At 56.3% G+C, this 17,562-nt stretch carries 19 protein-coding genes; 12 read left to right on the forward strand and 7 right to left on the reverse strand.

The genetic code is table 11. The annotated features are described in order from the left end of the window. The first annotated feature begins 92 nt into the window (after window positions 1-92). The 11 genes from BM007_RS11290 to BM007_RS11340 all read left to right on the forward strand — a co-directional run bounded on the left by BM007_RS11290 (window position 93) and on the right by BM007_RS11340 (window position 7,351). Complete coding sequence (locus BM007_RS11290; protein ID WP_024906406.1) at window positions 93-1,391, forward strand: MFS transporter; 1,299 nt, start codon at window positions 93-95, stop codon at window positions 1,389-1,391. Window positions 1,392-1,506: 115 nt separating this feature from the next. Next, window positions 1,507-2,283: a transcriptional regulator ExuR gene (gene exuR, locus BM007_RS11295; RefSeq protein WP_023309288.1), complete on the forward strand. Its 777-nt coding sequence runs from the start codon at window positions 1,507-1,509 to the stop codon at window positions 2,281-2,283. Window positions 2,284-2,627: 344 nt separating this feature from the next. Then, window positions 2,628-3,290: a DedA family general envelope maintenance protein YqjA gene (gene yqjA, locus BM007_RS11300; protein ID WP_024906405.1), complete on the forward strand. Its 663-nt coding sequence runs from the start codon at window positions 2,628-2,630 to the stop codon at window positions 3,288-3,290. Window positions 3,291-3,292: 2 nt separating this feature from the next. Beyond that, window positions 3,293-3,676: an EnvZ/OmpR regulon moderator MzrA gene (gene mzrA / locus BM007_RS11305; protein WP_090418814.1), complete on the forward strand. Its 384-nt coding sequence runs from the start codon at window positions 3,293-3,295 to the stop codon at window positions 3,674-3,676. A 142-nt stretch (window positions 3,677-3,818) separates the two neighbouring features. Beyond that, complete coding sequence (locus BM007_RS11310; RefSeq protein ID WP_008503142.1) at window positions 3,819-4,187, forward strand: DUF1090 domain-containing protein; 369 nt, start codon at window positions 3,819-3,821, stop codon at window positions 4,185-4,187. Between the two features lie 31 nt (window positions 4,188-4,218). Beyond that, the gene (locus BM007_RS11315) at window positions 4,219-4,524 is read left to right on the forward strand and encodes an ElaB/YgaM/YqjD family protein (RefSeq protein ID WP_008503141.1); all 306 of its coding nucleotides are present in this window, start codon (window positions 4,219-4,221) and stop codon (window positions 4,522-4,524) included. A gap of 1 nt (window position 4,525) precedes the next feature. Beyond that, the gene (locus tag BM007_RS11320) at window positions 4,526-4,918 is read left to right on the forward strand and encodes a phage holin family protein (RefSeq protein ID WP_023333540.1); all 393 of its coding nucleotides are present in this window, start codon (window positions 4,526-4,528) and stop codon (window positions 4,916-4,918) included. Window positions 4,919-4,920: 2 nt separating this feature from the next. Then, on the forward strand, window positions 4,921-5,217 hold the full coding sequence (locus BM007_RS11325; protein ID WP_024906403.1) for a YqjK-like family protein: 297 nt from the start codon (window positions 4,921-4,923) through the stop codon (window positions 5,215-5,217). 210 nt (window positions 5,218-5,427) lie between these two features. Next, on the forward strand, window positions 5,428-5,820 hold the full coding sequence (locus BM007_RS11330) for a DoxX family protein (protein WP_023309292.1): 393 nt from the start codon (window positions 5,428-5,430) through the stop codon (window positions 5,818-5,820). Window positions 5,821-5,891: 71 nt separating this feature from the next. Then, window positions 5,892-6,878, forward strand: coding sequence for a glutathione S-transferase family protein (locus BM007_RS11335; protein ID WP_090418816.1), 987 nt, complete (start codon window positions 5,892-5,894; stop codon window positions 6,876-6,878). Window positions 6,879-6,985: 107 nt separating this feature from the next. Then, window positions 6,986-7,351, forward strand: a complete 366-nt coding sequence (locus BM007_RS11340; RefSeq protein ID WP_024906401.1) for a DUF805 domain-containing protein — start codon at window positions 6,986-6,988, stop codon at window positions 7,349-7,351. 41 nt (window positions 7,352-7,392) lie between these two features. Here the strand turns inward: BM007_RS11340 and BM007_RS11345 are convergent, their stop codons facing one another. After that, window positions 7,393-8,295 carry a LysR family transcriptional regulator gene (locus tag BM007_RS11345; protein ID WP_032650335.1) on the reverse strand — a complete coding sequence of 301 codons (903 nt, stop codon included), beginning with the start codon at window positions 8,293-8,295 and terminating at the stop codon, window positions 7,393-7,395. Between the two features lie 104 nt (window positions 8,296-8,399). Here BM007_RS11345 and BM007_RS11350 point away from each other — a divergent pair, with 104 nt between their 5' ends. Beyond that, the gene (locus BM007_RS11350) at window positions 8,400-9,101 is read left to right on the forward strand and encodes a pirin family protein (protein ID WP_032650336.1); all 702 of its coding nucleotides are present in this window, start codon (window positions 8,400-8,402) and stop codon (window positions 9,099-9,101) included. A 93-nt stretch (window positions 9,102-9,194) separates the two neighbouring features. On the opposite strand, the gene BM007_RS11355 is transcribed toward BM007_RS11350, so the two are convergent. From BM007_RS11355 to tdcC, 6 genes are all read right to left on the reverse strand, one after another. Beyond that, entirely contained in the window at window positions 9,195-10,499 is a 1,305-nt protein-coding gene (locus tag BM007_RS11355; RefSeq protein WP_090418818.1) for an L-cysteine desulfidase family protein, read from the reverse strand. A 20-nt stretch (window positions 10,500-10,519) separates the two neighbouring features. Further along, window positions 10,520-11,851, reverse strand: a complete 1,332-nt coding sequence (locus tag BM007_RS11360) for an SLC5/6 family protein (protein WP_090418821.1) — start codon at window positions 11,849-11,851, stop codon at window positions 10,520-10,522. A 261-nt stretch (window positions 11,852-12,112) separates the two neighbouring features. Beyond that, entirely contained in the window at window positions 12,113-12,523 is a 411-nt protein-coding gene (locus BM007_RS11365) for a Spy/CpxP family protein refolding chaperone (protein WP_061716433.1), read from the reverse strand. A gap of 149 nt (window positions 12,524-12,672) precedes the next feature. Further along, complete coding sequence (gene pflB / locus BM007_RS11370; RefSeq protein ID WP_024906396.1) at window positions 12,673-14,967, reverse strand: formate C-acetyltransferase; 2,295 nt, start codon at window positions 14,965-14,967, stop codon at window positions 12,673-12,675. A gap of 15 nt (window positions 14,968-14,982) precedes the next feature. Next, window positions 14,983-16,191, reverse strand: a complete 1,209-nt coding sequence (tdcD, locus tag BM007_RS11375) for a propionate kinase (RefSeq protein WP_090418950.1) — start codon at window positions 16,189-16,191, stop codon at window positions 14,983-14,985. Window positions 16,192-16,221: 30 nt separating this feature from the next. After that, window positions 16,222-17,553, reverse strand: a complete 1,332-nt coding sequence (gene tdcC / locus BM007_RS11380) for a threonine/serine transporter TdcC (RefSeq protein WP_024906394.1) — start codon at window positions 17,551-17,553, stop codon at window positions 16,222-16,224. Window positions 17,554-17,562: the final 9 nt, after the last annotated feature.

Raw genomic sequence — 17,562 nt, forward strand, 5'->3', positions numbered from 1 at the left:
CGCTACGCCCCTCCCGTTACACAACTGCTCCCGGAAACGGTTGAGAGGTTGCCGTGCTCTGGCGCGGACATAACATAACGATGAGGTTTTAGATGCGTAAAATTAAAGGGTTACGTTGGTATATGATCGCACTGGTGACGTTAGGCACCGTGCTGGGTTACCTGACGCGTAACACCGTGGCAGCTGCAGCGCCAACGTTGATGGAAGAGCTGCATATCTCCACGCAGCAATACTCCTACATCATTGCCGCCTATTCCGCGGCGTATACCATCATGCAGCCTGTTGCTGGCTATGTGCTGGACATTCTCGGTACCAAAATCGGTTATGCCTTCTTCGCCATCGCCTGGGCGGTGTTCTGCGGTGCCACCGCGCTGGCAGGCAGCTGGGGTGGACTGGCGCTGGCGCGTGGTGCGGTCGGTGCGGCAGAAGCCGCAATGATCCCGGCAGGCCTGAAGGCCAGCTCCGAGTGGTTCCCGGCAAAAGAGCGCTCCATTGCGGTCGGCTACTTCAACGTGGGCTCGTCCATCGGGGCAATGATTGCACCGCCGCTGGTGGTGTGGGCCATTGTGATGCACAGCTGGCAGATGGCGTTCATCATCTCTGGCGTGCTGAGCTTTGCCTGGGCAATGGCGTGGCTGATTTTCTATAAACACCCGCGCGATCAGAAAAAGCTCTCCGAAGAAGAACGCGAATACATCATTGGTGGTCAGGAAGCGCAGCATCAGACCAACAACGGCAAAAAAATGACCGTCTGGCAGATCCTGGGCACCCGTCAGTTCTGGGGTATCGCCCTGCCGCGTTTCCTGGCTGAACCGGCCTGGGGCACCTTTAACGCGTGGATCCCCCTGTTCATGTTTAAAGTCTACGGCTTTAACCTGAAAGAGATCGCGATGTTCGCCTGGATGCCAATGCTGTTCGCTGACCTGGGCTGTATCGTGGGCGGCTACCTGCCACCGCTGTTCCAGCGCTGGTTTGGGGTGAACCTGATTGTTTCCCGTAAGATGGTCGTCACCATGGGCGCGCTGCTGATGATTGGCCCCGGTATGATCGGCCTGTTCACCAGCCCGTACGTCGCCATTGCCCTGCTGTGCATCGGTGGCTTTGCGCACCAGTCCCTGTCCGGCGCGCTGATTACGCTCTCGTCTGACGTCTTCGGCCGCAACGAAGTGGCCACCGCCAACGGCCTGACCGGGATGGCCGCCTGGACCGCGAGTACGATGTTTGCGCTGGTGGTCGGCGCGCTGGCGGATACCATCGGCTTCAGCCCGCTGTTCGCCGTGCTGGCTATTTTCGACCTGCTGGGGGCGGTAGTGATCTGGACGGTGTTGAAAAGCAAATCGGCAGAAGAGCTGGCGAAAGAGTCCCTCGGGAAACCGGCGACGCAGAGTTAGCGAAAATGCGTTTCACCGAAGCCGCCTCCGGGCGGCTTTTTTAATGGCAAAATCTGGAGAGTGGCACGCAAAAGTGGTATAACAAATCATCTGCCGTACCCTGCCTGGAGCGCATATGGAAATCACCGAACCACGTCGTTTATATCAACAACTTGCTGCCGAGCTGAAAGATCGCATCGAGCAAGGGGTCTATCTTGTCGGTGATAAACTTCCCGCCGAGCGCTTTATCGCGGATGAAAAAAGTGTGAGCCGCACCGTGGTGCGTGAAGCGATTATCATGCTCGAAGTGGAAGGTTACGTTGAGGTACGCAAAGGCTCCGGCATTCACGTGATTTCTAATCTGCCGAAACACTCTCCCGTCGCGGACGAAAGTCTGGAATTCGCCAGCTATGGCCCGTTTGAGCTGCTCCAGGCTCGCCAGCTGATCGAAAGCAATATTGCCGAGTTTGCGGCGACGCAGGTGACCAAGCAGGACATCATGAAGTTGATGGAGATCCAGGAGAATGCCCGTAAGGAAAAATGTTTCCGCGATTCAGAGTGGGATCTGCAGTTCCACGTTCAGGTCGCCCTGGCAACCCAAAATACGGCGCTGGCGGCAATCGTAGAAAAAATGTGGACTCAGCGCGTTCACAACCCGTACTGGAAAAAACTGCACGACCATATCGATTCCCGTACCGTCGACAACTGGTGTGACGATCACGATCAAATCCTTAAGGCTCTGATTCGTAAAGACCCGCATGCCGCTAAGCTGGCGATGTGGCAGCACCTGGAAAACACCAAGCAGATGCTGTTCAACGAAACCAGCGATGACTTCGAATTTAACGCTGACCGCTATCTTTTCGCCGACAATCCCGTTGTTCATCTCGATACGGCATCCAGTGCCGCAAAATAGATGACCTTTCTGCTGGCAGGCGCTACGTTGCGCCTTCCGGCTTACATGGGTAAGCAAAACATATATAGTGTCAGCCTTTGTAAATCCCCTCGCTCACTTCCTGGGCTTACGCCAAAATCAACTCACCCCTGCAAATTCTGTGACGCAGAACGTTGGGCTTTGTTACAATTGGATTCAATTCCTTATTTTGTAAGTTAGTGCTTGCTAACCAGCCAATTAACAGGGAACAGTGTTGGCCACACCGCAATGTGTCCGCGAGCGACCATAATGAAATCACAACAATGTCGCCGTGCTGTTTGTCCCGGATAACAGGCGTGACGTTAACCGATTTCCAGGAACACTGAATGGAACTTTTGACCCAACTACTGCATGCCCTCTGGGCGCAGGATTTTGAAACGCTGGCCAACCCTTCCATGATTGGCATGCTCTATTTCGTCTTGTTTATGATCCTGTTCCTTGAGAACGGTTTGCTGCCTGCTGCCTTCCTGCCCGGTGATAGTTTGCTGGTGCTTGTCGGCGTGCTGTGTGCCAAAGGGGCGATGGCGTTTCCACACACCATTTTATTACTGACCGTCGCGGCCAGCCTCGGCTGCTGGGTGAGCTATATCCAGGGAAGATGGCTGGGCAATACCCGAATCGTCCAGAACTGGCTCTCGCACCTGCCTGCACATTATCACCAGCGGGCGCACCACCTTTTCCATAAGCACGGGCTTTCCGCGCTGCTGATTGGCCGCTTTATTGCCTTTGTTCGCACCCTGTTGCCCACCATTGCCGGGCTGTCGGGATTGAGCAGCACGCGCTTCCAGTTCTTCAACTGGATGAGCGGTCTGTTATGGGTGCTTATTCTGACGACGCTGGGCTATGCATTGGGTAAAACGCCGGTCTTTATGAAATATGAAGACCAGCTGATGTCCTGCCTGATGCTGCTGCCTGTGGTTCTGCTGGTCTTTGGCCTGATCGGCTCCCTGGTCGTCCTGTGGAAAAAGAAATACGGAGCCAGAGGCTGACGATGGTTATCTCACCGCTCGCTCTGCGCCGTTTTGCCTTTGCCATGATTACGCTGGTGCTGCTCAGCGCCCTGCTGCTGGCCTGGAGCGCGCTTTCGCATCAGGAATCGACGCTGGCCATCCGCCCGGTAAACCAGGGTGCCAGCGTGCCTGACGGTTTTTCTGTCTGGCATCATCTGGATGCGAACGGGATCCGCTTTAAGAGCATCACCCCGCAGGACGATGTTTTACTGATCAAGTTTGATTCCCGTGCGCAAAGTGCCGCCGCGAAAGTGGTTCTCGACCGTACGCTGCCGCGCGGGTATATCATTGCTCAGCAGGAAGATGAGAGCCAGCCAGCTGCCTGGCTCTCATTGATTCGCGATACGTCGCATCGGTTTGGATAACTTCCAGGATTCCGAATCTTTTCACTCACTTTGGTGAATCCCCCGTTTACTTACTATGCTTAAGTACGCGGAGCACCCCTCGATGTACTCCGCATAACTTTGGATAGCGGCTCAAGCCGCAACACAATGGAAGGTTTCGATAATGAAATTCCGCATGACTCTGGCTCTGGCCCTTTTTTCTTTAAGCACAGCATCCTTCGCAAACTCTCTCTGTCAGGAGAAAGAACAGGATATTCAGCGTGAGATCGGTTATGCCGAAAAGCATAACAATCAGCACCGTGTCGATGGTCTTAAAAAAGCGCTGAGCGAAGTGAAAGCGAACTGTTCAGACAGCAAGCTTCGTGCCGACCACCAGAAGAAAATCGCTGAACAGAAGGACGAGATAGCCGAGCGCCGTCGCGACCTGCAGGAAGCGAAAGAGAAAGGGGATGCGGAAAAAATTGCTAAGCGCGAGAAGAAGTTGAAAGAAGCGCAGGACGACCTGAAAGCGCTGGAAGCTCGCGATTATTGAGTTAACGGAAATCTCAACAGGAGAGAGAATCATGTCAAAAGATACGACGTCTGAACATCTGCGCGCTGAACTGAAATCCCTGGCCGATACCCTTGAAGAGGTGCTGAACTCCTCTGCTGACAAGTCAAAAGAAGAGGTCAGCAAGCTGCGCAGCAAGGCGGAGCAAGCGCTGAAGGAGAGCCGTTATCGCCTGGGTGAAACCGGTGATGCACTGGCGAAACAGACCCGTGAAGCAGCTGCCCGCGCGGACGAATATGTGCGTGATAATCCATGGACGGGTGTAGGGATTGGTGCCGCAGTGGGTGTGGTGCTGGGTGTCCTGCTGACGCGTCGTTGATATGGAAGATCCTCGTCACGCACAAGGGCCTGCTAACAACGTCCTCGGCATCGGCCAGCGTATTTTAACGACGCTGGTCGGGATTGCCGAAACGCGCGTCCGGCTGGCAGTGGTCGAGCTGGAAGAGGAGAAAGCGAACCTCTTCCAGATGCTGCTGATGCTCGGGCTGACCATGCTCTTCGCCGCGTTTGGCCTGATGAGCCTGATGGTGTTAATCATCTGGGCCATTGACCCGCAGTATCGTCTTAACGCGATGATTGCCACCACCGTCGTTCTGCTGGTCGCCGCGTTGATCGGCGGTATCTGGACGCTGCGTAAAGCGCGCAAGTCCACATTCCTGCGCCATACGCGTCAGGAGCTGGCGAACGATCGCGCCCTGCTGGAGGATGACTAGCCGTGAGCGGTAAAGCCGAACGTCAAAAGCGAAAAGCGTACCTGCTAAGCCAGATCCAGCAGCAACGGCTGGACCTGTCTGCCAGCCGTCGCGACTGGATTGACGCGACGCGACGGTTTGACCGGGGCTGGAATACCGTCCTGAGCCTGCGTTCATGGGCGCTGGTCGGCAGCAGCGTGATGGCTATCTGGTCCGTTCGTCATCCGAACATGCTGATCCGCTGGGCGCGTCGTGGATTTGGTGCATGGAGCGCCTGGCGTCTGGTGAAAGCAACGTTGCGGCAGCAGCAATTACGCTAGCCTTCTCGCCGGGTGGCGCTACGCCTTACCCGGCAAAATTCTCTCCCCCTCCCTTACTCAATATCTTTGAAGAAGATTGACAGTTTTCCTTGCTAACAATTGCCACCCGCCCCGTTTATTATCCTCTCCATCGACAGCAACGACGCGGTATCTACCCGGAATTGCAGACAAATAACGTTCAGCCGCTGATGTGGTTTCCTGGAGAGTAAAATGAAAAAATTAGAAGATGTTGGTGTACTGGTAGCGCGTATTCTGATGCCAATTCTGTTCATCGTGGCAGGTTGGGGAAAAATCACTGGTTATGCGGGTACCCAGCAGTATATGGAAGCCATGGGCGTTCCGGGGTTCCTGTTGCCACTGACCATTCTTCTTGAGTTCGGCGGCGGCCTGGCAGTCCTGTTCGGCTTCCTGACCCGCACCACCGCGCTGTTTACTGCAGGCTTCACCGTGCTGACGGCGTTCATCTTCCACAGCAACTTTGCGGAAGGCGTGAACTCTCTGATGTTCATGAAAAACCTGACCATCGCGGGTGGCTTCCTGCTGCTGGCCGTCACTGGCCCGGGCGCATACAGCATCGACCGCGTTCTGAATAAGAAATGGTAAGCACGCTATACTGAATGAACACAAAGCGAGGAGACATCTCCTCGCTTTTGCTATCTGACGGAGGAGAAAAAATGGGACAACTCGTAGACGGCGTCTGGCAGGATGTCTGGTATGACACCAAATCCACCGGAGGTCGCTTTAAACGCTCTGTTTCGGCCTTCCGTAACTGGCTGACCGCCGATGGTGCGCCAGGCCCTAGCGGTGAAGGCGGCTTCGCGGCTGAGAAAGACCGTTATCATCTTTATGTTTCCCTTGCCTGTCCGTGGGCCCACCGCACGCTGATCGTGCGCAAGCTTAAAGGTCTTGAATCCTTCATTCCGGTTTCCGTCGTCAACCCGTTGATGCTGGAAAACGGCTGGACGTTTGACAGTGATTTCCCTGCGGCGACCGGCGACGAACTGTATCACCACGATTTCCTGTACCAGCTCTATCTGCGCGCCGACCCTCATTACACCGGTCGCGTGACCGTGCCGGTGCTGTGGGACAAGAAAAACCAGACGATTGTCAGCAATGAGTCTGCGGAAATCATCCGCATGTTCAATACCGCATTTGATGCCCACGGCGCCCGCGCCGGAGATTACTATCCGGTTGAGCTGCGTGAGAAAATTGATGAGCTGAACAGCTGGATTTACGACAACGTCAACAACGGTGTCTATAAGGCCGGTTTCGCCACCAGCCAGGAAGCGTATGACGAAGCGGTTGGAAAAGTGTTTGAATCGCTTGAACGCCTGGAACAGCTCCTGGGCAAGCATCGCTACCTGACGGGCGATCGCCTGACGGAAGCGGACATTCGCCTGTGGACCACGCTGGTTCGCTTTGATCCGGTCTATGTCACCCACTTTAAGTGCGACAAGCACCGCATCAGCGATTACCTGAACCTGTATGGTTTCCTGCGCGACATCTACCAGATGCCGGGCATCGCGGAGACGGTCGACTTCGACCATATTCGCACCCACTATTTCCGCAGCCACAAAACCATCAACCCGACGGGCATTATCTCCATTGGGCCGTGGCAGGATCTGAATGAACCTCACGGGCGCGACGTCCGTTTTGGATAAATATTAAGGGCATCAATAGATGCCCTTTTTTAATTCACAATCTCCATCTATCCTTACTTTGATTGCTTAAAAAACAAGTGATTGACCGACTATTGAGGCAAGGAAAAATGGACTGGTATTTAAAAGTACTGCGCAACTACATTGGATTTGGTGGCCGCGCCCGCCGCAAAGAGTACTGGATGTTCGTTCTGGTGAACTTCATCCTCGTCATGGTGCTGGGCATTGTGGATAAAATTCTCGGCTGGGAGCGGGCTGGCGGTGAAGGCGTGCTGACCACCATTTATGGCCTGTTGGTCCTGCTGCCATCATGGGCGGTGCTGTTCCGTCGACTGCACGACACCGATCGTTCAGCGTGGTGGCTATTGCTGCTGTTGATCCCGATTGTGGGCTGGATCGTGATTTTGATTTTCAACTGCCAGAGCGGGACGCCGGGCGAAAACCGCTTTGGCCCCGATCCTAAGGTCGGCGCGTAAAATAACGCCCGGTGGCGCTTACGCTTACCGGGCCTACTCGTTCATTTATTGTGGTGGGCGAAAAGTTTGGGTATTTCGCGCAGGCACCATGATTTGGCTTCGCCCATGCTGTCGCGACGCCACGCCATAATGATATCCACTTCGCTGGTATACTCCGGGCTCACGACCCGCAGTCGCCCTTCTGCAATATCTTTTTCCACAAACGGGTACGGCATCGTCGCCACGCCCAGACCTGCCAGCAGCGCCTGCCGTTTGTCTTCCAGCGAGGTCACCGTCAGACGAGGCTGTTTATCCAGAAGTTGCACCGTCAGCACCGGACGCTCGCGCGCGGTATCCGCGACCGCCACGCCGCGATACTTCACGCGTGTGACTTCAGAGAGCGGCTCCGGCTCCTGGTGAATCGGGTGGTTGGGGGCGGCAACGTAGACGTTCATCACGCTGTAGAGCTTGCGCGAGTTGATTTCTGACGATGAGCGGAAGTGCATGTCCGGCGCAATGACAATATCCGCCCTGCCCGTCTCCAGACGCTCCCACGCCCCTGCCAGCACCTCGGTGATGATCGACAGCTGCGTATTGGCCTTCGCTGCCAGGCGGTCCACCAGCGGGAACAGCGCTTCTGACGGCACCAGCGCTTCGGTAACTAACGTCAGATGGGTTTCCCAGCCGCGCGCCAGCGCTTCGGCGTCCGTCGTGAGCTTGTCCGCCGCCTCCAGCAGCACGCGGCCACGCTCCAGCAGCATCCGCCCGACGTTGGTGAATTTAGTTCGATGGCCGGAGCGGTCAAACAGCACCACGTCCAGCTCTTCTTCCAGCTTCTGCATGGTGTAGCTCAGCGCAGACGGAACGCGCCCCAGTTCATCGGCCGCCGCCGCAAAACTGCCGCGCCGGTCAATCGCGTCCATGACGCGAAGCGCCTCAAGCGTCAATGCTCTCTCTTTAGCCATCTCGTTCTCATTCAGGAAATTTGAACATACCAGGCAGAATATCTGGCTAACAATGCAGCGTCCATACCTTTACCATTGTTTTAGTGTAAAGAGAGGTCAAGTTTATGATTACGACAAGAACAGCTAAACAGTGCGGACAAGCCGATTTCGGTTGGCTGCAGGCCCGCTACACCTTTTCCTTTGGACACTACTTTGACCCTAAACTCCTCGGTTACGCTTCATTGCGCGTGTTGAACCAGGAAGTGCTCGCCCCGGGCGCCTCCTTCCAGCCGCGTACGTACCCGAAAGTCGATATCCTGAACCTGATCCTGGAAGGCGAGGCAGAATACCGCGATAGCGAGGGCAATCATGTCCAGGCAAAGGCTGGCGAAGCGTTGTTAATTTCCACGCAGCCGGGCATCAGCTACAGCGAGCATAACCTCAGCAAAGACAAAACGCTGACCCGCATGCAGCTGTGGCTGGACGCCTGCCCTGAACGGGAAAATCCGCTGGTGCAGAAGATAGATTTAACGGACGAAAAACAGCAGCTGATTGCATCCCCTGATGGCAGCAAAGAGAGCCTGCAGCTGCGTCAGCAGGTGTGGCTGCACCATATCGAGCTGAAGAAAGGTGAACAGGCAAGCTTCCAGCTTCATGGCCCGCGCGCCTATTTGCAGTCTATTCACGGTACGGTGCATGCGGTGACGCATACGGAAGAGAAAGAAGCGCTCACCTGCGGCGACGGGGCGTTTATTCGTGATGAAGCGAATATCACCCTGGTGGCGGATACGCCGCTGCGCGCGCTGCTGATTGATTTGCCGGTTTAAAGAATGCCACTTGCCCCTCACCCCAACCCCTCTCCCCAAAGGGGCGAGGGGTTGGGGTGAGGGGCAGGGTGAGGGGTCACGGGTTGGATTAAATCACGACACCTTACTCGCCATAATCTCAATAATCTGCCGGTCCGTGGCCTGCATCGAGCGGCACGCCAGCGCGCACAGGTTTGCGATTGACTGCTCCACATCGTGCGCCACAATCCCCTCGTTTCCCGTTACGCCCGACTCATCCAGCGCCATCATCACAGCTTTCCAGGCGCTACTGACGCTGGTTGAGACCTTCATGGCGCAGCTGTTTGACGCCCCGTCGCAGATCATCCCGCTGACGTCACCGATCATGCTTCCAATCGCCATCGCGATGGTCTGGTAACAGCCCCCCATCAGCCACGCCATGCCCGCCGCAGCGCCCATCGCCGCCGTTGTCGCCGCACACAGTGCGGACAGGCGCGGAAGCTGATAATGAATATAGATCGCCGAAAGATGCGACAGCATCAGCGCCCGCGCCAGCCTTTCGTCGTCAGCCTGAACGTGTTCAGCCACGACCACCACCGGCATAGTGGCGGTGATCCCCTGATTACCGGAGCCCGAATTGCTCATCGCCGGCAGCGTCGCGCCGCCCATGCGGGCATCCGAGGCTGCGCTGGTACGAATTACAATATCTGACCCCAGATCCTGCGCCATCCATCCGCGCGCGCGCTGCTTATCAAGCGTTGCGCCAATATGCAGCCCCCACTTCCCGCTGAGCCCTTCGCGGGAGAGCGCATCGTTCAGCCGCCCTGCCTGCAGGATAAAGCAGATCGCCTCAAACGGCACCTGCTCAACAAATTCCACGATCTGCGACAGTGTAGTAGTTGAAAGCACCGCCAGCGGATCGTCATTCGTCTGGCACCGTTGATCGTCAAGCGTAAAGCGTGTTTCCCCCTGGCAAACCACTTCCACCACCCGCGTATGCCCGCCCGCGATGGTCACCATCGCCGAGTGATCCCCGGCATGAACGCATGCACGGGAATAGAGGATCTCATCACAGGGCTCCTGCAGTTTTACCTGCACTTGCCCTGCCTCAAGCAGGGCTTTGGCGCGGACCAGTGCATCGGCGGTGGCATCTTTCAACACCTCCAGTCCGGCGTGCGCGTTACCGCCAATCGCGCCCAGCGCCGCCGCAATCGGTAACCCGACCATACCGGTCCCCGGCACCGTCACGCCCAGCCCGTTTTTCATCAGGTTCGGCGAGACCCACGCCTCAATCCGTGTGACCTCCCCCGGCAGAAGGTCTGCGGCCATCGCACAGGCCAGTGCCAGAGAGACGGGTTCGGTACACCCAAGGGCAGGCTTCACTTCTTCCTGCACCGCGCGAATAAATTGATTCCATAAAGGATGAGTTTGCTCAGACATCGTTACGACCTTAATTACCCTCAGGAGAATGCGAGGAAAGGAGAAACACAAAGCAGCAGTCCGGTGATGACGATAATCACCAGCGATACGCCTTTATATTTATGCAGGGCTGGCACCTTGTAGACCAGCCATGCCGGGATAAGACAGCCCACCATGCCGAAGATGGGGCTGCAAATGGAGGTGAAGCTCAGCACCGGCGCGTTCAGGACTATCGCGCTCCAGGCCAGCAGGATGGCGAACAGCATAATCCCGCGCTGGACGGCGTGTTCATTGATTTTCTCAGCCGGCATTCTGCGGCGCAGGATGTTCATGACGATACCCTGCGTCGCCTCGCGAAAGCCGAGATACACGCCGAAGAACGCGGTCATCACGGCGAAGATATTGAGGATCACGCTGACGATTTTGACCCAGCCCGCGCCGTCACCGCTGATAAACTGCGCCGCAATCGCCAGAGCCGAAATGTTCTGCTCGTAGGCTTTAACCGCCTCATCGTGCCCCATCGCCAGCGTGAAGGAGACGGCGTAGAAAAAGACCGTCACAAACAGGATGCCAAAGGCAATATTCATCGCCCGCAGCGCTTTGTGGCGCGCCACCTCCACCGATTTTTCCCGTGAACGGTATGAGATCACCATCGGACTCAGGGTCTGAATAAACAGAATGGAGGTTAAGGTAAAGGGCAGCGTAATGATGGCGTTTTTAATCAACAGTCCCAGCGGCGGCAGCATGCCCACGTTGGCCAACTGCCAGAGCCCAATCATTGACAGCCCCAGCGCGGCTACCACGAATAATTTGGTCAGCACCATCAGGCTTGAGACTTTAAACAGCAGCTTTTCACCGCGCGACGAAATGGCCACCAGAATGCAGATCAGGCATAAACCGTAAAACGGATTATCTGATAACAAACCGTCGGTCACGCCGAAGGTATGCAAATACGAGGCGCTGTCGTTGGTGATGGCCGTAGAATAGACAAACATCCAGATCACCAGCATCACGAAATAGAGCGCGCCTAATAAGATGCCCCAGTTCTTACCCAAATAACCGCTAATTACGCTCGGGTAATCTTTGCACTCCGGTGATTCCGCCAGCGTATTAATAAACAGACGCTGGAATAAATACATGGCCGGATAGCCGATTATTGATGAGAGCAAAAATACCCACAGCCCCATTAATCCGACCTGCACGGGGAGAAAAACTATCCCCGCGCCGATAGCCATCCCGATACTCATGATGACCCAGCCCGTGTCGGTGCTGTCGAATTTAATCGCCTCCCGCCACTCGCTTTCACTCATTCCCGCCCGCCTTGCCGCGGGGGAATCACTCACAATCACACTGCTGTTTGTTGCCGTATCCATTGGGCACTCGCTTATTTTGTAGGGTAAACAGTTGTTTTTATTAGTTTCCGATCGCCAGCGATTGCGATTCAGATGGTTGCAGGTGAGTGTTATTGGTGTGGGAAGATCATATCCGGAGAGCGGGAGAAAAATGTCACAACATTAATAAGGATATTCTGCTTCTGGAGGAAATTTTGCTTCTGAAGTGGGATATTAAAAGCTAATTTTCTAAAAGTGACGCCGATCAAGAAATAAAAACCCGCGCCATGCGCGGGTAGGAAATCAGTTAGCCAGCGCGTTAGCCATATCCGTTCTAATTTGTTTACGCTGTTCCGGCGTCAAAACCTGGCTGACGTCGAAGTAATATTTCACGCGGTAATAACGGGTCTGCTCTTCAATTTTGCTAAAGGCAGCAAGCTGGCTTTTCACCGTGCTTTCGTCCCACTTGCCCGCCTGGAACATGTCGATCAGCGCGCCGTCCTTCACGCCCGTCATCGGGATCTTGCTGACATTTTGTTCCAGCTGCTTATGCAGACCTTCAATCTTCTTAACCTGCTCATTGCTGAGCTTCAGGTGCTGCACCAGCGGATCCTGCGATGGAGACGGAGCAGCCTCAACGTTCGCGGCCTGTGCCGTAAAACTACACACTGCCAGCGAGGCGGCGACCAGCGCAATACGGGTCATTTTCATCATCTTACTGTCCTTACATGCTGTTATAGGGAAAAGCAGGGGTATTGTTTTTCAAGAGCGGATGAATATGTGTGAGTAATTATATAAACAATTTTGTATGTTTAGCGGACAAAAAAAGGCCCCCTGCATTGAGGGGGCATGAGAGCTCACGTTTAGATAGAGTGGGTAAAAGTTCGCGAAATTACATCCTGCTGCTGCTCGCGCGTCAGCGCATTAAACCGCACCGCATAACCTGAAACGCGGATTGTCAGGTTCGGGTAATTCTCCGGGTGCGCGATGGCATCGAGGAGCATTTCCCGGTTCATGACGTTGACGTTCAGATGCTGCCCTCCCTCAATAGAGGCTTCGTGATGGAAATACCCGTCCAGTAGCCCCACCAGGTTGGTTTTGCGCACCAGCTCGTCCTTGCCAAGCGCCTGCGGCACGATGGAGAAGGTATAGGAAATCCCGTCTTTCGCATAGGTGAACGGCAGTTTGGCAACCGACGTTAGCGAGGCCACCGCCCCTTTTCTGTCGCGCCCGTGCATTGGGTTCGCGCCTGGGGCAAACGGCGTGCCGCCGCGTCGTCCGTCCGGCGTGTTCCCGGTCTTCTGACCATAAACCACGTTGGAGGTGATGGTCAGGATCGACTGAGTTGGCACCGCGTTGCGGTAGGTCCGCAGCGCCTGAATTTTCTTCATAAAGCGCTCCACCAGGTCGCAGGCAATGCTGTCCACGCGGTCGTCGTTGTTGCCGTACTGCGGATAATCCCCTTCAATCACGAAATCGACTGCCAGTCCGGTATGGTCGCGCACCGGCTTCACCGTGGCATATTTAATGGCCGACAGGGAATCCGCGGCTACCGACAGCCCGGCAATGCCGCAGGCCATGGTGCGATAGACGTCCCGGTCGTGCAGCGCCATCAGCGAGGCTTCGTAGCTGTACTTATCATGCATGTAGTGAATGAGATTCAGGGCGCTAATGTACTGCACCGCCAGCCAGTCCATAAAGTGATCGAGGCTCGCCATCACGGTGTCGTAATCCAGCACGTCGTCCAGCAGCGGCTCGGTTTTAGGACCGACCTGGATCTTCAGCTTCTCGTCCACCCCGCCGTTGATCGCGTACAGCAGCGTTTTGGCGAGGTTGGCGCGCGCGCCAAAGAACTGCATCTGCTTGCCGATCACCATCGGGCTGACGCAGCAGGCAATGGCGTAGTCGTCACTGTTGAAGTCCGCACGCATCAGATCGTCGTTCTCATACTGCAGCGAAGAGGTGACGATCGACACCTGCGCGGCGTATTTCTTGAACGCGATCGGCAGCTGTTCTGACCAGAGGATCGTCAGGTTCGGCTCAGGTGCTGGCCCCATGGTGTGCAGCGTGTGCAGATAGCGGAAGCTGTTCTTGGTCACCAGCGTGCGCCCGTCCAGCCCCATGCCGCCGATCACTTCCGTCGCCCAGATCGGATCGCCGGAGAAGAGCGTGTCGAACTCCGGCGTGCGCAGGAAGCGCACCATGCGGATCTTCATGATGAAGTGGTCGATCAGCTCCTGCGCCTGGACTTCATTCAGCCTTCCTGCCTGCATGTCACGTTCAATGTAGATATCGAGGAACGAGGCCGTGCGCCCCAGCGACATCGCCCCGCCGTTCTGGGATTTCACCGCGGCAAGGTAGGCAAAATAGAGCCACTGCACCGCTTCCTGGGCGTTCATCGCCGGGCGTGCGATATCAAAGCCATAGTTCGCCGCCATCTGCTGGATCTGCAGCAGCGCGCGCTTATGCTCCGCCAGCTCTTCACGCAGGCGGATCGTCGCCTCCAGATCCTCACCGCGCTCCAGCCTGCCCTGCAGATCCGTAAACTGGAGTTCACGCTCGCGCACCAGATAAGCGATCCCGTACAGCGCCACGCGGCGATAGTCGCCGATGATGCGTCCGCGCCCGTAGCCGTCCGGCAAGCCGGTCAGCACGCCGGACTTACGGCAGCGCATCATCTCTGGCGAATAGACGTCAAACACGCCCTGGTTGTGGGTTTTGCGCAGGTCGGTAAAGAGATATTCAAACTGCGGATCCATCTCCCGACCGTAGGCTTCGAACGAGCTGCGGATCATGTTGATCCCGCCGTACGGATGCAGGGCGCGCTTGAGCGGCTTGTCGGTTTGCAGGCCGACGATCGTCTCCAGATCCTGGTCGATATAGCCCGGCCCGTGGGCCGTAATGGTGGTGGCAATGTTGGTGTCAAAATCCACCGGGGCGTGGGTGGCATTCTCCTGACGAATGCCGACCATCACCTTCTGCCACAGCGCCGTCGTTGCTGGCGTCGCCTGCGCGAGGAAAGCTTCATCGCCTTCATAAGGGGTGTAGTTATGCTGAATAAAATCGCGGACGTTGACGGCGTTTTTCCATTCTTCACCGCGAAACCCGGCCCATGCGTCGCTGTAGGGCGCGACGCCCGTATCGATTGTTACTTTCATGTGTTTCTCGCTTTATCAGGCGTAAGCCGCAGCCGGGGTAACCTTCCCAAGACGGAGGGCGTCCAGCGCGATCATTTTTTCTTCGTTGGTAGGGATCACCGCGCAGGCCACGCGGGACGACTCGGTGGAGATCACGCGCTCACCCGCGCTGCCCGGCAGGGCATTTTTGGCGTCGTCGAGGCGGATGCCGAACACGTTCAGATGTTCCGCCACCAGCGCGCGGACAAGCGTCGAGTTTTCGCCAATACCGCCGGTAAAGACCACCCCATCGAGGCGGTGCAGTGACGCAGCGTGCCCGGCGATATGCCGCGCTATACGGTGAACGAAGGTCTGGATAGCCAGCTGCGCCCGCTCGTTGCCAGCGTGCCAGGCTTTCTCCAGCGCGCGTAAATCGGAGGAGATGCCGGAAATCCCAAGCAACCCGGACTCTTTGTTGACCACGCGTTCCAGATCCTCGAACGACTGCCCGGTCTGCTGGGCAATCCACGCCACTGCGCCGAAGTCCACATCGCCGCAGCGCGTACCCATTACCAGCCCTTCCAGCGGCGTCATCCCCATGGAAGTATCCACGCTTTCGCCGTTGCGCACCGCGCAGATGGACGCTCCGTTGCCGAGGTGGGCAATCACCAGGCCGCTGTCATCGGGGGACAGCCCGAGAAGCGTATGCGCCTGCGCGGCCACGTAGCGGTGAGAGGTGCCGTGGAAGCCGTAGCGGCGCACGCCCAGCTCTTCAAAATAGCGGTACGGCAATCCGTACAGATACGCCTGCGGCGGCAGCGTCTGGTGGAAGCTGGTATCAAATACCGCGACCTGCTGCACGCCCGGGAACAAGCGCTCTGCGGCTTCCACGCCGCTCAGGTTAGCGTAGTTATGCAGCGGCGCCAGCGGAGAGACCTGGCGGATCTGCTCAATCACCGCTTCCGTAATCAGGGTCGACTCGCTGAAGAGGTCGCCGCCGTGCGCAATGCGGTGGCCAATTAAGGCCACGCTGCTCATCAGGTCACGCTTCTCCAGCTCCAGGGCGATGGCAGCCAGCGCCCCTTCGTAGTCCTGGTGAGCCAGTCTGGCTGGCTCACCCCCGTTCACGGAAATAAAGGCCTTCTCGGTGTTGATGCCGTCTGCAATGCCCGTCATCAGGGCGTCGCAGCTGCTGGCGTCGAGCACCGAAAACTTAACAGAGGACGAACCGCAGTTAATTACCAGTACAACCGGAAACTCAATCATCATGTGACTCCGCTCTTCCTGAGCAATGGGTTAGAACAGTTTGTAAACGATATTCAGAATGGTCAGCAGGCCGACCGCGGTAACGAAGATGTTCTCGGTACGCCCTTTGTATTTCGCCAGAGCCGGGGCTTTGCGGATGGCGTACATCGGCAGCAGGCACAGCAGAGAGGCGATGATTGGTGCGCCCATGGCTTCAATAAGGTCGAGAATGTTCGGGTTGGCGTAGGCCACAACCCAGGTGGAGCCCATGATGAACACCATGCTGATGGTGTTCAGTTTGCCAACGGAAACTTTCTTCTTATCGCCCTTGTAGCCGAACTTGAGGATCAGGCCATTCAGACCTTCCAGCGTGCCCAGGTAGTGCCCGAAGAAGGATTTGAAGATAGCCACCAGCGCGATGATGGAGGCACCGTATTCCAGTACCGTCGCGAACGTCGATTTAGTTCCGGACATTGACGCAAAGTGGTTCGCCAGGTAAGAGAGCACCGGAATATTCTGCGCCTTGGCGTCCGCCATGTTCTGCGGAGAGAGCGTAAACAGACAGCTAAAGGCGAAGAACATCACCACAGCCACCATCAGCAGGCTGGCGCGACCGATGATTTTGGAACATTTCTGCTCGGTGAACTCTTTACCGAACGTTGGCTCGTACTCTTCGCGCTTGGAGACCACAAACGAGGAGACGATAGGCGAGAAGTTGAAGGAGAAGACCATGATGGAGATACCCAGCCACACGGTGACCAGAATGCCGTCATGACCGGTGAAGGCGATATCGCTCAGGTTGACCTGGTCGATCACCGCCGAGTTCCAGTAAGGGATCAGCGACAGGGAAATCAGCACCAGGCTGGCGATAAACGGGAACACCAGGAAGCTCATGACCTTCACCATCAGGTCTTTACCAAACCAGATAACAAAGGCCATCAGCAGCAGCAGGAACAGCGCCACCACGCCGCGGTTCAGCGCTGGCAACTGGAGCTGGTTTTCCCAGAAGGTCATAAAGGTGTTGGTAATGGTGACGCCGTAAATCCACAGCAGCGGGCAAATGGCAAAGAAGTAGAGGAACGTGATCACCACCCCGCCGGTTTTACCGAAATGCTCTTCCACCGTTTCGGTGATGTTTCCGGAGACGTTGCTGCCGGACAGACACAAACGCGCCAGCGCGCGGTGGCAGTAAAACGCAATCGGGAATGCGAGAACCAGCATCAGCAGGATCGGGATCAATCCGCCAAAGCCTGCGCGAATGGGGAAGAACAGCACGCCTGCGCCAATGGCGGTACCAAACAGGCCAAGCGTCCAGGTGGTATCAGACTTACGCCAGGAGGACGTTTTTGTCTGGCCAACGATAATGCTTTCTGTGTTGCTCATAGGTCACCT

The organism is Enterobacter sp. NFIX59 (genome assembly GCF_900113755.1).
In the GTDB taxonomy this organism is placed as follows: Bacteria; Pseudomonadota; Gammaproteobacteria; order Enterobacterales; family Enterobacteriaceae; genus Enterobacter; species Enterobacter pseudoroggenkampii.